Here is a 21,685-nt window from a genome sequence, read left to right on the forward strand (position 1 = left end):
AAACCGGACAGCACATACTGTCCGGTTTTTTTAGTGTAACAAATGCCACCCTGAAGCATATCATATAGGTACGGGGGGATGGTATGGGTAAAATACTTTTTGAAGTGGTTGTAAGCGTTTTGGCCATATACGGAGCTATTACCCTGGCTTCACAAATTATCAATTCCATACGTTGTGGCAAGTATAGAAAGAATCCCGGAATAAAATTGATACTGGCAGTAAAAAACCAGGAAGATGTGATAGAGGGAATCATCCGGGGAATATATAGAGCAGGGCTGTTGGAGAAGGCAATGTGCAGCGGGCACCTCACAGTTCTGGATATGGGTTCGAAGGATGATACGGTAAAGATTCTTATGAAGCTCAAGAAATATTACCAGGATTTTGATATAGCAGAAGCCGGGGATATTAATGCTATATTGGAAAGCTTCAGCAATAAAGATCCTTAAGAGGCTTCCCGCACAGTGAAAAATCTATGAATTGCCGGCAATACATATTGGGCTTTTATTAAGCAGCAATTTGGTTTATACTTAAATTAACTCATTGTGTTAGCATTTTCGATAGCAAAGTTCCGAGTAAAAGAGCTAGTAAAGCTTGTTATGGGGCAAATCAACTCACTTCGTTCAGGTGATTTGCCTTATCCTCCACTTCGCTAACATGGATGTCGCATTTTGAAAAATAGAAAACGAGGAAATGCGACTTACCATTTTAGCCAGCGTTGGACTATGTACAAGCTTGAAACTTTAGATTACGCTGTCTATACTTCTATTGACTCTCCACAACGCTATCTTAAATTAGCTAACACAACAAATTAAAATATATCGATTTTTCTATAAAATAACTCGGCCGACTTTACTAACTAATTATACTGACTTTGCAGTTGCTTATGGAGAATATTTACAGATGAACAACCGGAACGGACACGGAATTTTGGGTACAACCGGCGAGTTTAATAAATGTGCATGAGGGTAGTAAATGGAATCATATGTTACAATTGAAGGGACTGTGGAGGAGATAATTTTCTCCAACGAGGCCAATGGATATACTGTTTGTGATATAAAAGTGGATAAGGATACTATAACTGCAGTTGGATACATGCCTTTTGTAAGTGCAGGAGAAACCCTTAAGCTGTCCGGAAAGTGGGTAAATCACCCGGATTACGGTGAACAGCTTAAGGTTGAAATGTATGAGAAAGTGCTGCCTAAAACCACAGATGATATAGAAAGATACCTGTCGTCGGGAATTATCAAAGGAGTAGGTCCCGCAACTGCCCGGAAAATAGTTGACAGGTTTGGAGAGGATGCTCTCGATATCATTCAGTATAATCCGGAACGCTTGTCGGAAATAAAAGGAATTAGTCTCGATAAAGCCATAGCTATTGGACAAGCCTTTGATGAACAGAGAGAGCTTAGGTCGGTGGTCATGTTTTTTCAACAGTATGGGATCAGCCCCACCTATGCCGCCAAAATATATAAAGTGTTTGGAGAAAATACCATAAATGAAATCAAGACAAACCCTTACAGGCTTGCTGATGAAGTGTTCGGAATAGGGTTTAAGAAGGCTGACAGGATAGCTATGAATCTTGGTATTGACCCAGTTTCCATTTACAGGATACGCAGCGGTATAAAATATGTCTTGTCCCAGGCTGCAGGCGCCGGGCATACATATTTGCCGGATGAAGATCTCAAAAAACATGCATCGGAGCTTCTGAATGTAAGGCTGGAGAGCATTGATGACGCCATGGCTTCCCTTTTGTTGGATAAATCTGTTTGTGTGGAAAGGGAGGAAAGCTTCAACAGGGTATACCTGAGTTCCTTTTACAACGCTGAAATCGGAGTAAGCAGGAGGCTGGCCGAACTTTCCATGGTAGATTTCAGCGGCAATCTGGATGGCTTTGAGGAAAGGATAGAGCGAATACAGAAGGAGGAAGGCATAGCACTGGCAGATATGCAGGTCACTGCCATCCGGGAAGCATTAACCGGTGGAGTGCTGGTTATTACCGGTGGCCCTGGTACTGGGAAAACTACCATCATTAAAAGCATCATAAAACTCCTTTCCCATGAAGGTTATGAGATCGCTTTGGCAGCTCCGACCGGCAGAGCGGCAAAAAGAATGTCCGAAGCTACCGGTCATGAGGCAAAAACCATCCATCGTCTTCTGGAAATCGGTTATATGGGGGAGGAAACAGAACTGGTTTTCCTTAAAAATGAAGAGAACCAGTTGGAAGCAGATGCGGTTATTATCGATGAAATGTCCATGGTGGACGTGCTTCTCATGAATCATCTGCTAAAGGCTATCAGGCCCGGAACCAGGCTTATACTGGTAGGAGATGCCGATCAACTTCCTTCTGTTGGAGCGGGAAACGTTTTGAAGGATATAATAGCAAGTAAAGTCATAAAGACGGTAAGACTTACAGAAATCTTCAGGCAGGCCGAAGAGAGCATGATAACCGTGAATGCCCATAGGATCAACAGAGGCGAATACCCATTCCTGAATAAGAAGGAAAAGGACTTCTTTTTCCTTCCCAGAAATAATGCCGACGATATACTTCGAACCATAGTGGATCTTTGCATAAGAAGACTGCCTAAAACCTATGGCTATGACCCGATGAAGCATATACAGGTTTTAACTCCCACACGGAAAGGGACTGTAGGAGTGACAAACCTTAATATAGAGCTTCAGAAAGCACTGAATCCCCCAAGTAAAGATAAAAACGAGAAAATATTCAGGGATTATATTTTCCGAGAAGGGGACAAGGTCATGCAGATAAAGAACAATTACAACCTCAGGTGGAAAAAAAGCTCCGACCCTGATATTGATGGGGTTGGGGTGTTTAATGGGGATGCCGGGATAATTCTAAAAATTAATAATGAAGAAGAATTTATAGAGGTGCTGTTTGAAGATGACAGGGTTGTAGAATATGATTACAGCATATTGGATGAAATTGAACCGGCTTTTGCAGTTACCGTCCACAAGAGCCAGGGCAGTGAATTTCCCGTTGTGATAATCCCATTGTATCCGGGACCTCAGATTCTTATGACCCGAAATCTTCTTTATACCGCCATCACCCGGGCTAAAAACCTTGTAATCCTTGTAGGTCAAGAAAGCACATTGAGGGATATGATCAATAATGAAAGGGAAACCTTGAGATATTCAGGACTTAAAGACAAGCTGGAAAACATTTTTCTTGGACCGCAAGGAGTGATGGACATGCTTGGCCATACCAGGAATATCCCTTAGGAGGTTAAATCATGTTCTCACGCCTGCTCAATCTGATATTTCCCCCGAAATGCATTTTTTGCGGAGGCATACTGGATGCCGGATCAGATATTTTTATATGCGATGACTGCTACCTCAGTATACCTTTCATGAAAGCTGATTATCTTGGCAAGAGTGGAAATTACTGCGATTCCATAATATGTGCCTGTGAATATACAGGAGTGATAAAGGAGTCTTTAAAAAGATATAAATTTTATAACAAGCCTGGCTATTACAGCACTTTCGGATGGATTTTGTCGGAAAAAATAAAAAAAGTGACAAATTTTCACAAATTTGATATAATTATAAGTGTACCTTTGCACAAGAAACGCGAGAAGACACGAGGCTATAACCAGTCTCTGTTGATTTCCAGGGCTGTAGCAAAAACACTCGGCATTCCTGAGTGCTCATGGCTCCTTGAAAGAGTCAGGGATACCCACAGCCAGAGCCTGTTGGGCATGCGTGAGAGGCATATAAACATCAGGGAAGCCTTTCGGGTCACCTATGCCAGCAAGGTGAGAGACAAGGAGATATTGCTGATTGATGATATCCTGACGACCGGAAGCACTGTCGAAGAATGCGGAAGAGTTTTGAAGGAGTGCGGAGCAAAGCATGTTACAGCAGCAGTGATTGCTTCTGGAAGGAAATATTAGAAATGCCGGGAAATGCTATATGGCAGGGATTAGGGAGAAAGTCTGAGATCTTAATTATTCTTGAAGTTTATCTTGACTTACGATGTTTGCATACAAAAATGGAATTCCCAAATAACCAATCTACCGGAGGTGATGAATAAATGCCGGATGTACGAAATTGCAAAAGGTGTGGAAGAGTATATAATTACATAGGAGGACCTCCGCTGTGTCCTGTTTGCAGGGATGAAGACGAGCAGGAATACAAGAGGGTAAAGGAGTACCTCTATGAGTACCCGGGAGCGACCATGACTCAAGTGTCGACGGAGCTCAACGTCAGCGTGGAGAAAATTAAGCGCTTCCTGAAAGAAGGCAGGCTTGAAATTGTAAATGACGACCCCAATTTTATACTTCAGTGTGAAATGTGTGGAAAATCGATAAAAACCGGACGCTACTGCAATGCGTGTGAAAGGGAGCTCACCAGCGGCTTTAAGAAAATATCGGACAGCTTTAGGCCAAGAAGGGATGATACCCTTTCACGAGATTTAAGGATTCGTTATATGTCAAAGGATCAAAAGGGTAAAAAATAAAGGACAGATTCAAGAGGATGCAGGAAACTCCAACCATGAGGTTAATAGCTTGCGATTTTAGTCTATTATTTTCTGCTCAGAGTTTAGTGATTTATCAATATCAGAAATCCAGCTAAGAAAATATTATCCGATAATAGAATTTCATCAAATTTATAGATTAGCTGCTTTTAGATTCATATCTTAAGCAGCTTTTTTATTCTAGGCTCAGTATGATTTATCACGATCTTTTCCTTAATCTGGAAGCAGAAATATGAAATATATATTAATGGATTTTTGGGAAATACCGATATCTATAATGAATAAATTTAGCAAAGGATGAGATGGCTTGCTCTGCAAAAGGTCGTATAACGGCGGTGGCAAGTATGTATATACATAGGAAGACATAATAAAATATGATATAGTACGACCAGGCAATATTGATGAAAGTGGAGTGATTAAATGAAAATCTGGGGAGAGATCCCAAAGGTAACAGAGATTTACGGCAAGCAAAAAAGCGTAGGAAAAGTAGTTAAAACACACCCTGCAGTGTCAAAAGAGGACGTGGTGGCAATATCAAACAATGCAAAGGATTTCCAGACAGCTATGAAATATATAAAAGAAATTCCGGATATACGTCAGGATAAGGTAAATGAGCTGATAGAAAGATATGAGTCTGGAAATTACAATGTAAAAGGCAGGGAAATTGCTGAACGTATTGTTAGATCAGTTTTTGACAAAAAAGCGTAATCCGGTTGAACATCTGCGGGATAAAATTTTATCCCGCAAAAATTTATCCTTTATATGACACCTAAGTCAAGCTTCAGTATAAAAAGAGCATCATACATGAACAGTATAAATAAACCCGATATTTGACTTTCAGGAGGTGGAGATAGCCTTGCAGGAATTGGTGAAAGAATTGCTGGAAGTTTTGGATGCTGAGAAAAACATATATGATGGATTGCTGAATATTTCGAAGGACAAGACAAAGATTATTGTAGAAGGCAAAGTGGATGAACTGGATAAGATTACAAAGATGGAACAGTCTGCCATGCTCCAGATGTCAAAATTAGAGGATAAAAGAGAGAAGATTATAAACCGTATAGCTTCAATTACAGGTGAAAAACCTGAGAGTCTTACGGTATCAAAGCTTATAGATTATGTTGACAATGAGGATGGAATCAAGCTTCGAAGCATGAAAGACGGCATCACGAAAGTTCTGACGGAATTGAAGGAACTGAATGCTTTAAATTCCAAACTGATCGAGAATTCATTGGAGTATATCAACTTTTCATTGAACCTGTTTGCCAGTGTTGGGGTGGAAGACAACAATTACAATATGGGAGCAGAAAAGCTGAGCAATAAAGGAAAGAACTTTTTGGACTTCAAGGTATAAGATAGGCCAAGCATGCTTTGTAGCGCATCAACATTTCATTAAGAGCAAGCATAGGAGGGTTAAAATGGCTTTAGGTTTCGGCAGCCTTGAAATCGCAAGATCCGGGCTGTATACAAATGAACGTGGACTTTTTGTTACCGGGCATAACATATCCAATGTAAATACCCTGGGATATGTGAGACAGCAGGCTATGATCACTACAGCGAATTATTATAATACAATGAAATACCAGTTGGGTCTTGGCGCTGACATAGCAGGAATAAGGCAGATTCGCCATCAGTTCCTCGACAATATGTACCGCTCGGAAGCAAAGACCTTAGGTTATTGGGAAGCCCGGCAGAAAACTTTTACAGATGTCCAGGCTATCCTGGGAGAACCTATGGCTGATGGATTGCAGGACAGCATGAATATGTTCTGGGATGCATGGCAGGAGCTGTCTAAGGATCCCGGCAGCCTTACTACAAGGGCTATGGTAAGGCAGCGGGCGAATACCCTTATCCAGTACATAAATCATATGGGTTCCCAGTTGGATCGGCTGCAGGAGGATTTGAATTCTGAAATCATAGTCAGGATAGATGAAATAAATGACCTTACCGCGAGCATTGCAAAGCTTAATGTAGAGATAGCCAAGGCTGAAGCTATGGGAGATGCAGCCAATGACTTGAGGGATCAAAGAAATCTCAATATTGACAAGCTAAGCAAGCTGATCGGCTGTGAAGTAAGTGAGGGTAAGGACGGACAGGTTTCTATAACCGTAGGTGGATACTTTATAGTAAACAAAGATAGGTTTGAACCCATCAAAGCTGTTCCTAATAAGCCGGGAAGTCTTTTTGTAGCTCCGGCTATAGGGGAAGAAAACACGATCCTTCAGATAAACAGTGGTACGCTGAAAGGATTGCTGGAATCCAGAGGTGAAGTAAAATATACCAAGGGCAGCACGGAAAACGGCAGCCCTTATGATAAATTGAATCTCGTGTTTGCATTCAATCTGAATGATTCTGTGGATGCCAGGGATGAACTGCTGGTCCGAATAGACTCCATAGTGAAGACCTATACCGAAAAGGGTATACAGGTAAAGCTGGGTTTTGTTACCTTTGATGAAAACGGAGTCAGGAACAGCACAACCTTTGCGAATGATGTGGAAGATTTTAAAACTCAGGTGGGTTCGCTGGTTTTTGACGGAGGAGTTGCTGATGCAGGCGATGTGAGTGCCGCATTGAAGGATGCGCTGGACAAGACCAATCAGGAAGATGAGGATTCCGGTTGGACCAATGCTGCAAAGCAGTTTATTCTCTTCTCCGAATCAACGGTGGATGTATCCGATGCAGCCAACGTCGATGCTTTGATTAAGCAGGCAAAGCTCATGCAAAAGGAAAATGCCCATACTCTGATATTTTCCGGCGATGGAAACAAGGATGTTCTGGGGGCGGTTTCGGAAATATCGGGAGACAGGTTTATTATTAGCGGTTTGTCCACTCCTGATACCTCGGATGATGTGGCAATAGATGAGACCATCCTGGAGAGCATGCGAAACAGCATATTTGGTGATGTGGAAAGCACAGGGAATATAATACCGGATATAAGAAAACAGCTCAACCTTATTGTTAGCGCTTTGGTCAGGGAGGTCAACCGGCTGCACAGAAGCGGTACGACACTGGAGGGCAACCCGGGTGAGGATTTCTTTGTGGCAATCGATCCTAGTTATCCGCTTCAAATGGGAAATATACAGATCAATCCCATATTTTCCGACGCCATTGGAGGTCTTAATAACATAGTTGCTTCCTTGAACAATTCTACCGGAGACAACACAATAGCACTTGAAATAGCCAACTTGAGGAGCATGGATTTGGTAGGTAACTTTGGACAGGTACAGAATTTGGATGAATTTTATCAGTCGATAATTATGTTGGTGGGCAATGGAGGTTCGGAGGCGACAAGCATACTAAAGAGCCAGGACACCCTTGTAAATTCCATAGACAATCAAAGGCAATCCATCATGGGAGTATCCATGGATGAAGAGATGACCAATATGATGAAATATCAGTTTGCCTACGGGGCTTCCGGTAGGGTGATAAATATATTGGATGAGATGTATGATACGATAATTAACAGAATGGGGGCGTAATAGGTGAGGTCGTCATTTTTCGGTTTAAATGTCGCTATTACAGGACTGTACGCAGCACAGCGGAATTTGGATACCGTAGGACATAATCTATCTAATATAAATACCGAGGGGTATTCCCGTCAGGAAAATATACAGAGAGCATCACGGGCAATGTTGACATACAATGGTTCGGGGATGGTGGGAACCGGAACAGAAGTTGTTTCGACTGTGAGAATACGGGATGCATATCTCGATTACAAATACTGGAGCGAGAACATCTCTCTGGGCGAGTGGGAAGTTAAGAGCACTCAGTTGACGGAGCTGGAAAGGCTATTTAATGAACCATCTATGAATAAATCAGGATTTAATGCTATAATGGACAGCTTTTTCAACGCCATATCCGACCTTTCAAAAAACCCTAGCGACCTGAGCGCCAGAAGAGTAGTGATAAACAGGGGAGTGTCCATGGCGAAGTATTTCAACAGTATTGCCACCCATTTGGAGAAATTGCAGTCGGATTTGAATGAATCGGTAAAACTAAAAGTTGATGAGATAAATGCCCTTGCATCACAGATAGCTCAGTTAAACCAGAAGATACACACCTTTGAAGTCGGAGGGGATGTGGCCAACGATCTGAGGGATCAAAGAGGTGTGCTGGTGGACAAGCTGTCCAAGATTATAAATATTGATGTTAATGAGGTAGTGGTAGGAAAGCTGCCCAATGGTGAAAATAATACGCACTTTGTAATAACTGTAAGCGGCAAAGCCCTTGTGGATCATGTTAACGGATATAAGCTTGAGGTTGTGCAAAGGGATAAAAAGATAAATGTGGAAGAAGACATAGACAGGCTGTACGATGTTCGCTGGGAAGACGGCAACAAACTGGAGATTACAGGCGGAGAATTAAAAGGGTATCTCGACATGAGGGACGGAAATGAAGGCCTGGATCAGGGTAACGGGCAAAGCCCCAGATTTAAAGGCATACCTTTTTACATAAGAAGGCTCAATGAATTCGTCAGAAAATTTGCATTGGCTTTTAATGAGGGAATTGTCCAGACTGCCGGAGGAACAGACAGCTGGATTAAGGAACATGCAGGACATGCCGACGGTTATGGCATGCAAAAGCCAGGGACAACGGTTAATCCTACCGGTATAAGATTTTTCACCATGACGGGATGGTCAAATATAGATAATAAAACCACCGAACTGACATCGGATGAATTTATAGACAATGCCGACACTGTTGATGATATAGTAAAAAAATATAAGCTGATTACTGCTAAGAATTTCAGCGTAAGTGGAGACTTGCTGAACCAGCAGTATGGAGAGTATAATTTAGCGGCTTCGTTGGATTCGGGGCTTGGTGAGGACAATTCCAATCTTCTTAATTTTCTGGATATGCGTGAGAACTCACATCTATTCTCAGAGGGTACACCGGAAGATTATATGACATCACTGATTGCGACCCTGGGTATAGACTCTCAGCAGGCTGCTCAGTTTTTCAGCAGTCAGGAAAACCTCACCAGCCATATAGACAACAGGAGGGTATCGGTTTCGGGAGTATCCATCAATGAAGAAATGGCAAACCTGGTGAAATTCCAGCAGGCATATAATGCCTCGGCTAAGATGATTACCACCATGGCTGAGATTTACGATAAATTGATAAACGGAATCGGAGTATAAAAACCCATAACTGTTCTATATGTTTCTCTCTGCGAATGAAAGGAGTATGATTTATGCGAACCACGAACAATATGTTGATTAACAATATGATGTTCTATATGAAGAGCAACTTGGAAAGGGTCAGCAAATACCAAACACAGCTGGCCACGGGTAAAAAGATAACCGTACCTTCGGATGACCCTATAGTTGCGGCAAGAGCGCTCAGGTTCAGAACCGATGTGTCCCAGGTGACCCAGTTCCAAAGCAATGCAAAGGACGCAAATTCATGGATGGATATGACTGAAGATGCCCTCGGCAAGATGGGAAATATACTGCAAACGGTTTATGATAAGGCAGTGGAGGCAGCAAATACAGGTACGCAGGGCTTTGATGAAAGAAACAGCATAAGGCAGGAGATTATGCAATTAAAGGATCAAATCATCCATCTGGCTAATTCTTCGTATGCAGGGAGATACATTTTCTCCGGTTACAGCACTGATTCAAAGCTCCTTAATGATGACGGAACTTATGCTGTGTCAGTTTCCTCACGGGAAACCGCCGTTATTACCGGGGCGTTGGTTAATATGCCGGTTACCATTGACGGAACCAATAATACTTTTGACATAAGCCTTACCGGTGGAGGGTATACTACAATTACCCTTGCGCCTAAAGCTTACACCTCCTTGGATGAACTGGCAGCGGATATACAGAACGCCATAACTACTAAAGACCCGGATAACCTTGGAGGAATAAGGGTAAAAAACAATGGCGGCAGATTGGAGTTTTCACTGCCAAACACTGTTGATTCCAATGGGAATTACCGGCAGATATATTTGCGGAAAGGAACCAACGATCTGCTGAGCGCAGTAAACATTAAGACAGATGTCATTACAGGAATAGTAATCTCCAAAAGCGAGGATATAAATTATCAGGTAGGCATTGGAGATCTGCTTAATGTAAATGCTCTGGGGTCTGAGGTTTTTGGCTCCGGAGTAAAAGGTGATATGGGTGAACTCATATTGAAGTTGAATAACTTTATAGATTCCCTGGCGTATACGGATGACAGAAGCTATATTTACGGGCAGCCCCTTAAGGCTGATAGCCTCAATCCCCTGACTTTTACCGGCAATGAGGAGTTCAGCATAACCATAGATGGAATCACCTATGACCATATAAAACTATCCGCTAAAACCTATGACGGGGATGCCGCTGCTAATCAGACTCTGGATGATCTGGCCTTGGATATTCAAACCCAGATAAATAATGCTATCGGTGCTGATGGCTATAGCGTAACTGTAAAAAATGACAACGGCAGAATTGTAATATGTGAAGACAGTGGTAAACAGATAACCCTGACGGAAGGTGCGGCCGGGGTGGATGCCCTGAGGAAGCTCAATATTTACACCAATACGGACAAGAAGGTCACCTCCTTTACAGGTGAAGAAGGATTACAGAATGCGATCGGCGATATGCAGCTTTTGCATAATAAAATATTGAGCATACAGGCTGACATAGGTGCGAGGACAAACCGGGCGGAACTGACCTTAAACCGTCTCGGAAGCGACGAGATGAACTTTACGGAGCTTATGAGCAACAATGAGGATGTGGATATTGCCGAGGCCATCATGAATCTCATGAACGAATATAATGTATATAATGCTTCCCTGGCGGGAGGCGCCAGGGTTATAATGACATCTCTGGTGGATTTTCTAAAATAGCTGAATGGAGAGAATATATATGGATATAAATACCAGGCACTTTGGAAAGATTACAGTGAAAGATGAGGATATAATAGACTTTCCTGAAGGGATTCCGGGATTTGAAGGCACAAAGAAGTTTGTGCTTCTGGATGATGGAGATAAAAGTTCCCCTTTCAGGTGGCTGCAAGGCGTGGACAATCCTGAGCTGGCCCTCGTTTTGATTGACCCTAGATATTTTAAGCCTGATTATGTGGTGGATGTAAATGATGCTGATGTGGAAATACTAGATATCAAGGATACCGACAAGGTTATCGTTTATAGCATTGTAGTGATACCTGAAGATGTCTCAAAAATGACAGCGAATCTCAAGGCTCCTGTGCTTATAAACACAGAAAACAGGACGGGCAAACAGGTGGTAACCGAAAACAACGACTACAGGGTCAGGCACTACATAATGGAAGAGATGAAGCTGATTGGAGGACAGGTATAGATGCTGGTGCTGACAAGAAAAAAGGGCCAATCAATCATGGTGGGTGAAGATATAGAAATAACCATCGTGGACATCCAGGGAGACCAGGTGCGCCTTGGAATAAACGCTCCAAAAAACGTCGCTATCCACAGGAAGGAAGTGTTTGTCGAGATACAGGAGGAAAACAGGATAGCGGCGGATGTTAATCCGGAAAGGCTGAAAGGCATATTGTCGAAAAGTTGTAAAGAAAAAGATGAAAAAAGGTATAAAGTATTTTTCCGGGTGTTCGATATATATAATAAGAAACCAGAATAAAGCATATTTTCTGTGCCGGCCGGGCAGTAAATAGAGCTTTGTGTATGGTTTATATACCAAATAATAAACTAAAGCCCCATGGATGGAGCTTTGGGAAAAATCAAGGAGGATGAATTAATATGATTATCAATCACAATCTTTTGGCTATGAACGCTCATCGCCAGCTGTCAATAAACAGCAATGCACAGACTAAGTCACTGGAAAAGCTCTCTTCTGGTTACAGGATAAACAGAGCCGGTGACGATGCTGCTGGTTTGGCAATATCCGAAAAAATGAGAAGCCAGATCAGAGGTTTGAACCAGGCTTCAAGAAATGCTCAGGATGGCATCTCCCTCATACAGACTGCAGAAGGCGCATTGAATGAAACCCATGAAATACTGCAGAGAATGAGAGAACTGGTTGTACAGGCTGGTAACACTGGTACAAACGATACAAATGATTTGAAGAAAATCCAGGACGAAATAGACGCTCTCCAGAAAGAGCTTGGTGGAATTAGCGGAGATAGTGGAATTTCAGACCGTACTCAGTTTAACGGAAAAGCTTTGTTGAATGGAAGTGTGACAACAGGCTTTACTTTCCAGATCGGTGCTAACTCTGGACAACAGGTATCACTTACTATTTCATCAATGTCAGTTGCAAGCTTGGGAGTAGGTGCAGGTTCAATTGCCGTTGCTTCTTTTGCTACAGACAGTACTGCATTCAATACTCAGCTGAAGGCTATTGATGATGCTATAGAAAAGGTTTCAACTCAGCGTTCAGCTCTCGGTGCTATGCAGAACAGGCTTGAACATACTATCAAGAACCTGGACAATGCTGCTGAGAACCTGCAGGCTGCAGAATCCCGTATCCGTGATGTAGACATGGCTAAGGAAATGATGGAGTATACGAAACAGAGCATACTCAATCAGGCAGCTACTGCAATGCTTGCTCAGGCAAATCAGGTGCCACAGAATGTGCTTCAGTTGCTGAGATAATTCATAACTGTAAAAAGGAGAGTGAATCAGCTCTCCTTTTTTATTACATATTAGCTTTATAGAGTGCTTCGGAAGGAGTGTTGTATAAAGCTAATAAAACACTGATGAAGAAAGGGTCATACTTTATGAAATTGAGCATAGCTATGATGGTTAAAAATCAATCAAAACATCTTGATGAATGCTTGAAGAGTTTACAACCTGTCAGAGAAAAAATAGATTCAGAGCTTATAATAGTGGATACAGGTTCTGAAGATGATACTGTTGATATTGCGAAAAGATATACCGATAAGGTGTATTTTCATGAGTGGACCGGGAATTTTGCCGAGATGAGGAATATTTCCATCAGCTATACCAAAGGAGAATGGGTTTTTATTATAGATGGAGATGAAGTCATTGAAAATGCTGATCCGTTAATAGATTTCTTTAAAAAAGGCATTTATAAAAACTATAATGCAGCTGTTATTACTGTCCGAAGTTTTTCAAATGACAAATATGATGCATATTATGATGCGTGCTTGCCACGGCTGTTTAAGAAGACTGCCCAATTTAAGTATGAAGGAGCTATACATGAACAGCCGGTAGTAAGCTTGCCTGTGTGCAGGATTAATTTGATGCTTCTTCATTATGGTTATATAACTACGGATAACAAGCTTATGGAGTATAAATTTAAAAGGAATGTGGAAATGCTGAAAAAAGAGCTGGACAGGGACCCTGAGAATATTTACTACTGGTTTCAAATGTCCCAGTCCTATGGTATGCATAGAGATTTCAAAGATGCGATGGAAGCCATAGATATTGCCTATAACCTGCTTAAGCAAAAGGGGAAAGATTTGAACGATTATTATTATGTGTTGCATCATATGGTGTACGTTTACAATTTGAATGGGAAATACAAAGAAACGGAGAAGCTATGTCATGAGGCCATAAAAGTAAAGGACGGCTATATCGATATATATTATCACCTGGGAAAAGCTCAAATGAATCTTGGAAAGTATGATGAGGCGGTTAAAAGCTTTAGTGCATATCTTTCCATGTTGGAATGTCCCGAAAAATTTACCGGTAAAAACGATGCAACGCTGACTCACTATACATTGCAAGCATATGAAGAAATATACAGGGACATGGTTCTGCTGTATGAAGCATTGGAAAACTATTCTGAAGCACTATCATATGCAGAAAAGATCAATGATAAGAGTTTTCTTGTCTCTGCATTTCCTGGAATCATAAAGTCCTATATAAAAGATAACAGGATTACAGGCTTAAAGGATTATTTTGATAATGTGGTTAAGGGTAAGTTTCCTGAATTGGAGAATGACTTCATTATCAGCCTTGAAAACATAAAATATAAAGAGTTTAGTTCTGAAATACAGCATAAGCTGACCGAAGCTTTTGCAGCAGGTGATGGGAACTATGCTTTATTGAATAAGATTAGGCTGCATGAAGATAAGGATGATCTGGCTTCAAGCCTGGTTGATAGCATAAAAGGTTGGGATTTTGCTGCTTTGCCTGCTGCATATGGCGATATACTATATTACCTTATGAAGAGAAATATATCCATACATCCATTTTTTGACAGATTAATGGAGAAGTATTTGATCGGCTGCATTGAATATATTTCCGTTCTTCATAAAGATGCTGCAGCTGTCATTTATGACTATATTGCTAATGTGATGTCTCATGCCGAATCCCTTGAAGAGCTTAGTATAAAAAGGGCTCTGGAAAGATGCGCTTTACTGATTGGTGGATTGGATGAGAAACAATACAGTGATGTATTCAGTAAGTATATAAAGGATGGAACTGAATTTATTAATAATCTATACAAGAGGGAAATAATTGAGAATGAAGCAGTTCATCTGGTGAAAACCGAAGAAGATGCTTTTCTCATTTACATGATTCTTGCTGAACAGAATAAGGAAAAGAGCCCTTTGAAGTATGTTCAATATTTGCGAAAGGCTCTAAAAGTATATCCAGCTATGAAAAAGGGCATAGAGCTGTTGCTTGATGATATTAAGAAAGAAGAAGGATCTGAAGAGAAAAATCTGAATGAATATAAAAGAATATTTAAAGAGAACATCAAAAAGCAGGTGGAATCCGGGGAGATTGCCCTTTCTTTGACATTAATAAATGAGTATAAAAAACTTGTGGGTGAGGATGTAGATATATACTCAATCGAGGCGGTTATTGCCATGATGGAGGGAAGGCTGGATGATGCGGAAAGCTTGCTGAATAAAGGAATGAATATAGATGGAGCTAATTTCGATATTCTTTATAATTTAGCTTATGTTTATATGCTTAAAGAAGATAAAAGTAAGGCATTTGTATATTATTCAAAAGCGTATGAAGTATCAAAGGACAGTAACCTTAAAGATGAAATAGCTGCAATATTGGATCAAATCAAAAATGAAAAAGGATTTGATGAAATCCTCTATGAAACGGAAATGGCTGGGCAGGATAATGAAAAGGATCCTGGCAGCATGCTGAATAAATATAAAAGAGAGGTAAAAATCAGTATTCAGTCCATGATAGAACAAGGATTGCTGCAGGAAGCCAAGGCCTTAGTAAGCGAATACAACGAAATTGTAAAAGACGATATAGAGATATACTCCATGCAAGGAGTTATTGCCATGATGGATGGAGATATGGAGGTCGCAGAAGAGATCTTTAAGGCAGGTCTTGCTGTGGATGATGAAAATTTTGATCTTCTATATAATCTAGGCTATCTATATCAGTCTAAACAAGAAAATGATAAGGCAATAGAGTTTTATCAGAGAGCTCTTAAAAATGCTAATGATGAGAGTACTGCGAATGGTTTATATGAAATACTCCGGGGTTTAGGAGTTCAGAAAAGCAAAGATAGCCTTGTGCGTAAGGCTTTGCCAAAGACAAGCATTATTATACTAACCTATAACAATCTGGAATACAACAAACTGTGTATAGAGAGCATCAGAAAGTATACAGAAAAAGAAACCTATGAAATAATTGTGGTAGACAATCACTCAACTGATGGGACAGTAGATTGGCTGAAACAGCAAAATGATCTAAAACTGATTTTGAATAATAAAAATTATGGCTTCCCCAAAGGATGCAATCAGGGAATTAAGGCTGCAGAGGAAGGCAATGATATATTGCTGTTGAATAACGATACGATTGTTACCCCGAACTGGCTAAAAAATTTGAAAAAATGTTTATACAGCAAAGATGATATAGGTGCAGTAGGATCGGTAACAAATTCTTGCTCAAATTTACAGGTTATACCTGCAAATTACAGTAATCTTGAAGAAATGATCGCCTTTGCTGCTAAGAACAATGTGAGCAACAGTTCTTTATGGGAAGAAAGGCTAAGGCTTGTAGGCTTCTGCATGCTGATAAAAAATGAAGTGGTAAAAAAGATAGGCTTACTGGATGAAAGGTTCACACCTGGAAATTTTGAGGATGATGATTTCTCATTTAGAATAAGAAAAGCCGGATATAGGCTGATTCTTTGCAAGGATAGCTTCATTCACCATTTTGGAAGTACTTCTTTTAAAAAAGTATCCGATAAATATAATGAGTTGCTTATTAACAACAGGAAGAAGTTTGCTGAAAAATGGGGGTTTGATCCTTATTATATAATAGATATTGATAGGGGAATAACGGAACTAGTGAGTAAGACAGGCAAAGAAAACATCCGTGTTCTGCATATTGGTTGCGCAGGTGGCGGGACATTGCTGGACATAAAAAATACTGTTCCTTCATCTGAACTGTTCGGAATAGAACCTGTAAAAGAATGTATTGTTAATGTAAACCATTTTGCGGATATAAGAGTTGGTGATTTAGAAGCAATAAAGACATTTGATAAGAATTATTTCGACTTTATAATATATACACAGCCGCAACGTAAAGAAAGTATAGTGGAAGATTTATTGCTGATAAAAGAATATTTAAAAGAAAACGGCACTATGTATATTGCTATTACCGAAGAGTCAGTTAACGCAGATAGAAATTTCATTAAGAGCTTGAGAGAAAAAATTGAAGGTTATTCATTCAAGTTTATTACAGTGATGGGCCGACAGTTTTTAGTAATGGAGGAAGCAGGTGACGAAGGTTCTGGTAGTGTTTTAAAACTGAAAGTATACAACAAAGAGAATATATGCAAATTGGTAGCTAATGGGATACCAGGGAGTGGATTGCCAGATCATGATGCTATAATAAAACTCATTAGGAGACTAGACAGCAATATTGATTATGATAGGTGTTTGGAAAGGATTGGTATACTGGTTGAGGAAGGCAAGCTAGATAGTGAAAAAGTAAAAAATATTATTCAAAAGCATGGAACTGACAAGATAAGATTGTTTAATTTGATGGGGTTATTATTCTTTCAAAATAGATTTTATGATAAGGCATTAATGCTTTTAAGAGAGGCCCTAAAGTTGGACAGGAAGAACAGGGATACTATCTACAATATTGCCTTTGTTTTGCACCGGTTAAATCAAAATGAAGCGGCACTTGGATTTTTAAATGAAATAAACTATTCAGAAAAAGATACAGAATTCGCCCAATTAAAGCACCAGATAGAGGAGGCATTATAATGAATGATAAAAAGATATGCTTTATAAGCTGTGTTAATGATCATGAGCTCTATCGGGAAGCTCTCTTTTACATCAATCAGTTGGAAGTACCGGAGGGTTATGAAATAGAGTGCATTTCCGTAGAGAATGCCGAATCTATGGCTCAGGGATACAATGAAGCTATGAAGGCCTCAGATGCGAAATACAAGGTGTATTTGCATCAAGACGTGTATATAAGGAATCGTTTTTTCATTAGAGATATTATAAATATCTTTAAAAGTGATGATAGAATTGGGATGATTGGTGTTATAGGTTCCAAAACAATTCCTCCAAGCGGTATATGGTGGGAATCTGGTAGAAAGTGTGGAAAAGTATTTGATAGTCATACAGGTGAAATGCAGCTGTTGTCTTATGGCGATGTACAAAGCGAATACGATATAGTGCAGGCTATAGATGGTCTTATTATGATTACACAGTATGATGTTCCATGGCGCGAGGACATATTTGACGGATGGCATTTTTATGATATTTCACAATGTATAGAGTTTAATATGAGAGGATACAAAGTTTCCATTCCGAGACAGGAACAGCCTTGGGTAATACATGACTGCGGCCTTGTAAATGTAAGAAACGGATATGATAAGTATCGTTCCATATTTGTTAGTGAGTATAGCAAGTTTTCTATCTTTACTGATGGAGAAAATGATATGAATTTTTATAGCTTTGGTATAAATTCTAGGATTGACAGAGGATATGATATTTTTTGCCCTGAGGGTATCTCTATCGGTAATAATGTTTTAATTCAAAGAGATTGCTGGTTAATGCTTCCTTTTAATAATTTTTATGGTAGTCCCAGGATTGTTATCGGTGACGGTTGCGATATAGGTAGAAGATGCAATATTTCTGCTGCTAACCGAATTGAGTTAGAGAAAAATGTACTTGTGGCTCCTAATGTTCATATATCAGACCATAACCATGCATATGACTTGATTGGGATTCCCATAAAAAACCAGGGCATAGATTCATTTAACAACGAGGTTGTAATTGGTGAAGGCTCTTGGATTGGAATTAACAGCGTTATCGTTGGGAATGTACATATCGGTAAGGGTAGTGTAATTGGTGCTAATAGTGTGGTTATTGATGATTTACCAGAATACTGTGTGGCAGCAGGCAATCCTGCTAAAGTAATTAAGCTGTTTGATAGAGTTTCTGGAAAATGGATTAGAGTGAAAGACAAGGAGCATCTAGATGAAATTCTTAAAGCTAGAGAGACTGCATCCCCTTTATTATCAATATGTATACCTACATTTAACAGAGCAAAAAAACTAGAAAAATGCTTAAACTCAATATACAGCCAAATTGGTAATGATTCTAATTTTGAAATTGTAATATCAGATAATAATTCTCCTGACAATACAAAAGAGGTAGTTGAGAAATATAAAGCAACGTATAGTAATATAAACTATTATAAAAATGATACGAATATTGGTCCAGAAAGAAATTTCATAAGTTGCATTAAAAAAGCTAATGGTAAATATGTTCTATTGCATGGTGATGATGATTATTTTAAGGCTGGTACATTATACAAATTATTAAATATCATAATGAAAATTAGTAATTGTTCTTTGTATTTTATTAATGTTTTAAAAGATGATCAGAGTGTAGAGATTTTAGAAGGCCTAGATGTTTTTTTAAAGGAGACATCAATAAATTCAACTTTTGCTTCATCTATCCTTTTTAGCAAAGAGGAATTTGATTGTATTGATGATATATGTAAATTCATTGGAAGTAGCATAAACCATTTATACTGGCAGTTTATGCTTTTGAAAAAGAATCCAACCTTTTGCTTGATCAACGAATCTATCTTTTATCAAGATAAGAATGAGAATTCTGGATATAATTATGGAGAAGTTTTTATTAAAAATTACTTAGCAATACTAAACTATTTTGTAGAAGATGGAAGTCTTAGCGCAGAAGTGGTGAAGGAAGACAAAAAGAAAATTTTAGATTCAACAATATTCTACTGGTATAAGTATATTCTTGATAACAACCTAGACTTGGATGTTAGCAATCTGGAGAACATATTTATAGAGCATTATAAGGATGAACCTTATTTTGAAAAAGCTCACTCAATTATAAAAGCTATAAAATATAATCGATAGTGTTCTCAAAAGTATAAAGGGGGGTACAGCATGAAAGTAGTAATACTAGCAGGCGGTTTTGGCTCTCGCATAAGTGAAGAATCACATCTAAAACCTAAACCTATGATTGAGTTAGGTGATAAGCCAATATTATGGCATATAATGAAAATTTACTCGCATTATGGTTATAACGATTTTATCATATGCTTAGGGTATAAAGGCTACTATATAAAGGAGTACTTTGCACATTACTTTCTTCATGAATCGGATGTCACTTTTGACTTTGGAAATGGAGGAAATATGACGGTTAACAGTAATTTATCCGAACCGTGGAAAGTAACCCTTGTTAACACGGGAATAAACACAATGACTGGAGGTAGAGTTAAAAGAATTGAGCCATATATAGGAAACGAGACATTTATGTTAACTTATGGAGATGGAGTAGCCGATATAGATATTAATGAATTGCTTAGATTCCATAGATCACACGGAAAGCTTGTTACACTTACATCTGTACAGCCGGAAGGAAGATTTGGTCATCTTAGTATTAGTGCTGATGATAGAGTGTTAGGGTTTGAAGAAAAGCCAAAAGGAGACGGCAACTGGGTAAATGGAGGATATTTTGTAATGGAACCGGGTATTTTTGAATACTTAAATGGAGATGACACAGTGCTTGAGAAGTACCCACTAGAAAGATTAGCTATAGAGGGAGAACTTGCTGCATATAAGCATACAGGCTTTTGGTATTCTATGGATACCATGAGAGATAAAAACTATTTGGACCATATATGGCAAACCGGTAATGCACCATGGAAAGTATGGAGGTAATCAATAAACTTATGATAGATGTAGGCTTCTGGAGCAATAAAAAAGTATTAGTGACAGGACATACAGGGTTTAAAGGCTCATGGTTGAGTATATGGCTTTATTCTATGGGTGCCAAAGTAATGGGATATTCATTAGAACCACCTACAGAACCAAGCCTTTATAAAATATGCAGAGTAGATGAACTAGTTGTTTCGCATATTGGAGATATTCGTGATAAGGAATCTCTAATTACCTATTTTATGTCATTTAGACCAGAAATCGTCATACACATGGCAGCTCAACCAATAGTACGTGAGTCCTATAAAAATCCGGTTGGTACATATGAAATAAATGTTATGGGGACAGTTAACCTGTTGGAAGCTGTTAGAATGAGTCCAGGAGTTAAAGCCGTAATTAATGTTACAACAGATAAATGCTATGAAAATAAGGAATGGGTTTGGGGATACAGAGAATTAGACCAGCTTGGCGGGTACGATCCTTACTCAAATAGCAAAGCTTGTTCCGAGCTTATAACCGAATCATATAGAAGTTCGTTTTTTAACCCAAATGAATACGATACTCATGGAGTGGCTATAGCAACAGCGAGAGCTGGAAATGTTATTGGTGGAGGGGACTGGGCGACAGACAGGCTTATACCAGATTGTATCAAAGCATTGCTTAGTAATAATGAAATCTTAGTAAGAAACCCTAACTCTGTTAGGCCATGGCAGCATGTACTAGAGCCCCTTTCTGGATATCTAATTTTGGCACAGAAGCTTTTTGAACAAGGACCAGAATACTCAGGAGCTTGGAATTTTGGACCGGAGTTTCCTGATGCCAGACCGGTAAGCTGGATCGTAAGTGAATTGTGTAGACTTTGGGGCAAAAATGCGACTTTCAGAATAGACAAAAGCAAGCAACCTCATGAAGCAAATTATCTTAGGCTGGATTGTTCCAAAGCTAAGCAAATGCTTGGGTGGAGCCCAAGATGGGATATTGAAACTGCGTTGAAAAAAGTCGTAGATTGGACACTAGAATATAAAGATGGATTAGATCCAAGGGAATCCTGCATTAGACAGATTAATGAGTACTTAAATACTTAAGACGGAGTGTGATAGCT

Annotated in this window: 16 protein-coding genes and 1 pseudogene; all 17 read left to right on the top strand. The window is 39.5% G+C overall.

The window, feature by feature from the left end:
• Nucleotides 1-83: 83 nt before the first annotated feature.
• The 17 genes and pseudogenes from CDO33_RS00610 to rfbG all read left to right on the top strand — a co-directional run bounded on the left by CDO33_RS00610 (nt 84) and on the right by rfbG (nt 21,668).
• The gene (locus tag CDO33_RS00610; RefSeq protein WP_103080388.1) at nt 84-446 is read left to right on the top strand and encodes a glycosyltransferase family 2 protein; all 363 of its coding nucleotides are present in this window, start codon (nt 84-86) and stop codon (nt 444-446) included.
• Nucleotides 447-972: 526 nt separating this feature from the next.
• The gene (gene recD2 / locus CDO33_RS00615; RefSeq protein ID WP_103080387.1) at nt 973-3,237 is read left to right on the top strand and encodes an SF1B family DNA helicase RecD2; all 2,265 of its coding nucleotides are present in this window, start codon (nt 973-975) and stop codon (nt 3,235-3,237) included.
• A gap of 11 nt (nt 3,238-3,248) precedes the next feature.
• A complete protein-coding gene (locus CDO33_RS00620; RefSeq protein WP_103080386.1) occupies nt 3,249-3,908 on the top strand; it encodes a ComF family protein in 660 nt (219 codons plus the stop codon).
• Between the two features lie 140 nt (nt 3,909-4,048).
• Complete coding sequence (locus CDO33_RS00625; RefSeq protein ID WP_103080385.1) at nt 4,049-4,474, top strand: MerR family transcriptional regulator; 426 nt, start codon at nt 4,049-4,051, stop codon at nt 4,472-4,474.
• A 438-nt stretch (nt 4,475-4,912) separates the two neighbouring features.
• The gene (locus CDO33_RS00630) at nt 4,913-5,200 is read left to right on the top strand and encodes a flagellar biosynthesis anti-sigma factor FlgM (protein WP_103080384.1); all 288 of its coding nucleotides are present in this window, start codon (nt 4,913-4,915) and stop codon (nt 5,198-5,200) included.
• A 148-nt stretch (nt 5,201-5,348) separates the two neighbouring features.
• Nucleotides 5,349-5,846: a flagellar protein FlgN gene (locus tag CDO33_RS00635; protein WP_161496440.1), complete on the top strand. Its 498-nt coding sequence runs from the start codon at nt 5,349-5,351 to the stop codon at nt 5,844-5,846.
• Between the two features lie 64 nt (nt 5,847-5,910).
• Nucleotides 5,911-7,971 (top strand): flagellar hook-associated protein FlgK, encoded by a 2,061-nt coding sequence (gene flgK / locus CDO33_RS00640; protein ID WP_103080382.1) that lies wholly within the window; start codon nt 5,911-5,913, stop codon nt 7,969-7,971.
• Nucleotides 7,972-7,974: 3 nt separating this feature from the next.
• Nucleotides 7,975-9,633: a flagellar hook-associated protein FlgK gene (gene flgK / locus CDO33_RS00645; RefSeq protein ID WP_103080381.1), complete on the top strand. Its 1,659-nt coding sequence runs from the start codon at nt 7,975-7,977 to the stop codon at nt 9,631-9,633.
• Nucleotides 9,634-9,686: 53 nt separating this feature from the next.
• The gene (flgL, locus tag CDO33_RS00650; RefSeq protein WP_103080380.1) at nt 9,687-11,330 is read left to right on the top strand and encodes a flagellar hook-associated protein FlgL; all 1,644 of its coding nucleotides are present in this window, start codon (nt 9,687-9,689) and stop codon (nt 11,328-11,330) included.
• Nucleotides 11,331-11,349: 19 nt separating this feature from the next.
• Nucleotides 11,350-11,802: a flagellar assembly protein FliW gene (gene fliW, locus CDO33_RS00655; RefSeq protein WP_103080379.1), complete on the top strand. Its 453-nt coding sequence runs from the start codon at nt 11,350-11,352 to the stop codon at nt 11,800-11,802.
• Nucleotides 11,803-12,096: a carbon storage regulator CsrA gene (gene csrA, locus CDO33_RS00660; protein WP_103080378.1), complete on the top strand. Its 294-nt coding sequence runs from the start codon at nt 11,803-11,805 to the stop codon at nt 12,094-12,096.
• A gap of 119 nt (nt 12,097-12,215) precedes the next feature.
• A complete protein-coding gene (gene hag / locus CDO33_RS00665; protein ID WP_103080377.1) occupies nt 12,216-13,070 on the top strand; it encodes a flagellin Hag in 855 nt (284 codons plus the stop codon).
• A gap of 146 nt (nt 13,071-13,216) precedes the next feature.
• Nucleotides 13,217-14,089: pseudogene (locus CDO33_RS21640) on the top strand (glycosyltransferase); the annotation flags it as partial.
• A gap of 102 nt (nt 14,090-14,191) precedes the next feature.
• Nucleotides 14,192-17,638 carry a glycosyltransferase gene (locus tag CDO33_RS00670; protein ID WP_242974831.1) on the top strand — a complete coding sequence of 1,149 codons (3,447 nt, stop codon included), beginning with the start codon at nt 14,192-14,194 and terminating at the stop codon, nt 17,636-17,638.
• On the top strand, nt 17,638-19,779 hold the full coding sequence (locus CDO33_RS00675; protein WP_103080375.1) for a glycosyltransferase: 2,142 nt from the start codon (nt 17,638-17,640) through the stop codon (nt 19,777-19,779). The genes CDO33_RS00670 and CDO33_RS00675 overlap by 1 nt, the downstream gene beginning before the upstream one ends.
• A 30-nt stretch (nt 19,780-19,809) precedes the next feature.
• Nucleotides 19,810-20,586, top strand: a complete 777-nt coding sequence (rfbF, locus tag CDO33_RS00680; protein WP_103080374.1) for a glucose-1-phosphate cytidylyltransferase — start codon at nt 19,810-19,812, stop codon at nt 20,584-20,586.
• Nucleotides 20,568-21,668, top strand: coding sequence for a CDP-glucose 4,6-dehydratase (gene rfbG / locus CDO33_RS00685; protein WP_242974832.1), 1,101 nt, complete (start codon nt 20,568-20,570; stop codon nt 21,666-21,668). Before rfbF ends, rfbG begins: the two co-directional genes overlap by 19 nt.
• Nucleotides 21,669-21,685: the final 17 nt, after the last annotated feature.

This window comes from Clostridium thermosuccinogenes (assembly GCF_002896855.1).
Taxonomy (GTDB): Bacteria; Bacillota; Clostridia; order Acetivibrionales; family DSM-5807; genus Pseudoclostridium; species Pseudoclostridium thermosuccinogenes.

Bases quoted from the DNA above. Each gene is read 5' to 3' on its own strand.
- fliW (WP_103080379.1), top strand. From the start codon at position 11,350: ATGGATATAAATACCAGGCACTTTGGAAAGATTACAGTGAAAGATGAG.
- CDO33_RS00620 (WP_103080386.1), top strand. From the start codon at position 3,249: ATGTTCTCACGCCTGCTCAATCTGATATTTCCCCCGAAATGCATTTTT.
- CDO33_RS00610 (WP_103080388.1), top strand. From the start codon at position 84: ATGGGTAAAATACTTTTTGAAGTGGTTGTAAGCGTTTTGGCCATATAC.
- flgK (WP_103080382.1), top strand. From the start codon at position 5,911: ATGGCTTTAGGTTTCGGCAGCCTTGAAATCGCAAGATCCGGGCTGTAT.
- csrA (WP_103080378.1), top strand. From the start codon at position 11,803: ATGCTGGTGCTGACAAGAAAAAAGGGCCAATCAATCATGGTGGGTGAA.
- flgL (WP_103080380.1), top strand. From the start codon at position 9,687: ATGCGAACCACGAACAATATGTTGATTAACAATATGATGTTCTATATG.
- CDO33_RS00630 (WP_103080384.1), top strand. From the start codon at position 4,913: ATGAAAATCTGGGGAGAGATCCCAAAGGTAACAGAGATTTACGGCAAG.
- rfbF (WP_103080374.1), top strand. From the start codon at position 19,810: ATGAAAGTAGTAATACTAGCAGGCGGTTTTGGCTCTCGCATAAGTGAA.
- CDO33_RS00625 (WP_103080385.1), top strand. From the start codon at position 4,049: ATGCCGGATGTACGAAATTGCAAAAGGTGTGGAAGAGTATATAATTAC.
- recD2 (WP_103080387.1), top strand. From the start codon at position 973: ATGGAATCATATGTTACAATTGAAGGGACTGTGGAGGAGATAATTTTC.
- hag (WP_103080377.1), top strand. From the start codon at position 12,216: ATGATTATCAATCACAATCTTTTGGCTATGAACGCTCATCGCCAGCTG.
- CDO33_RS00670 (WP_242974831.1), top strand. From the start codon at position 14,192: ATGGTTCTGCTGTATGAAGCATTGGAAAACTATTCTGAAGCACTATCA.
- rfbG (WP_242974832.1), top strand. From the start codon at position 20,568: ATGGAAAGTATGGAGGTAATCAATAAACTTATGATAGATGTAGGCTTC.
- CDO33_RS00675 (WP_103080375.1), top strand. From the start codon at position 17,638: ATGAATGATAAAAAGATATGCTTTATAAGCTGTGTTAATGATCATGAG.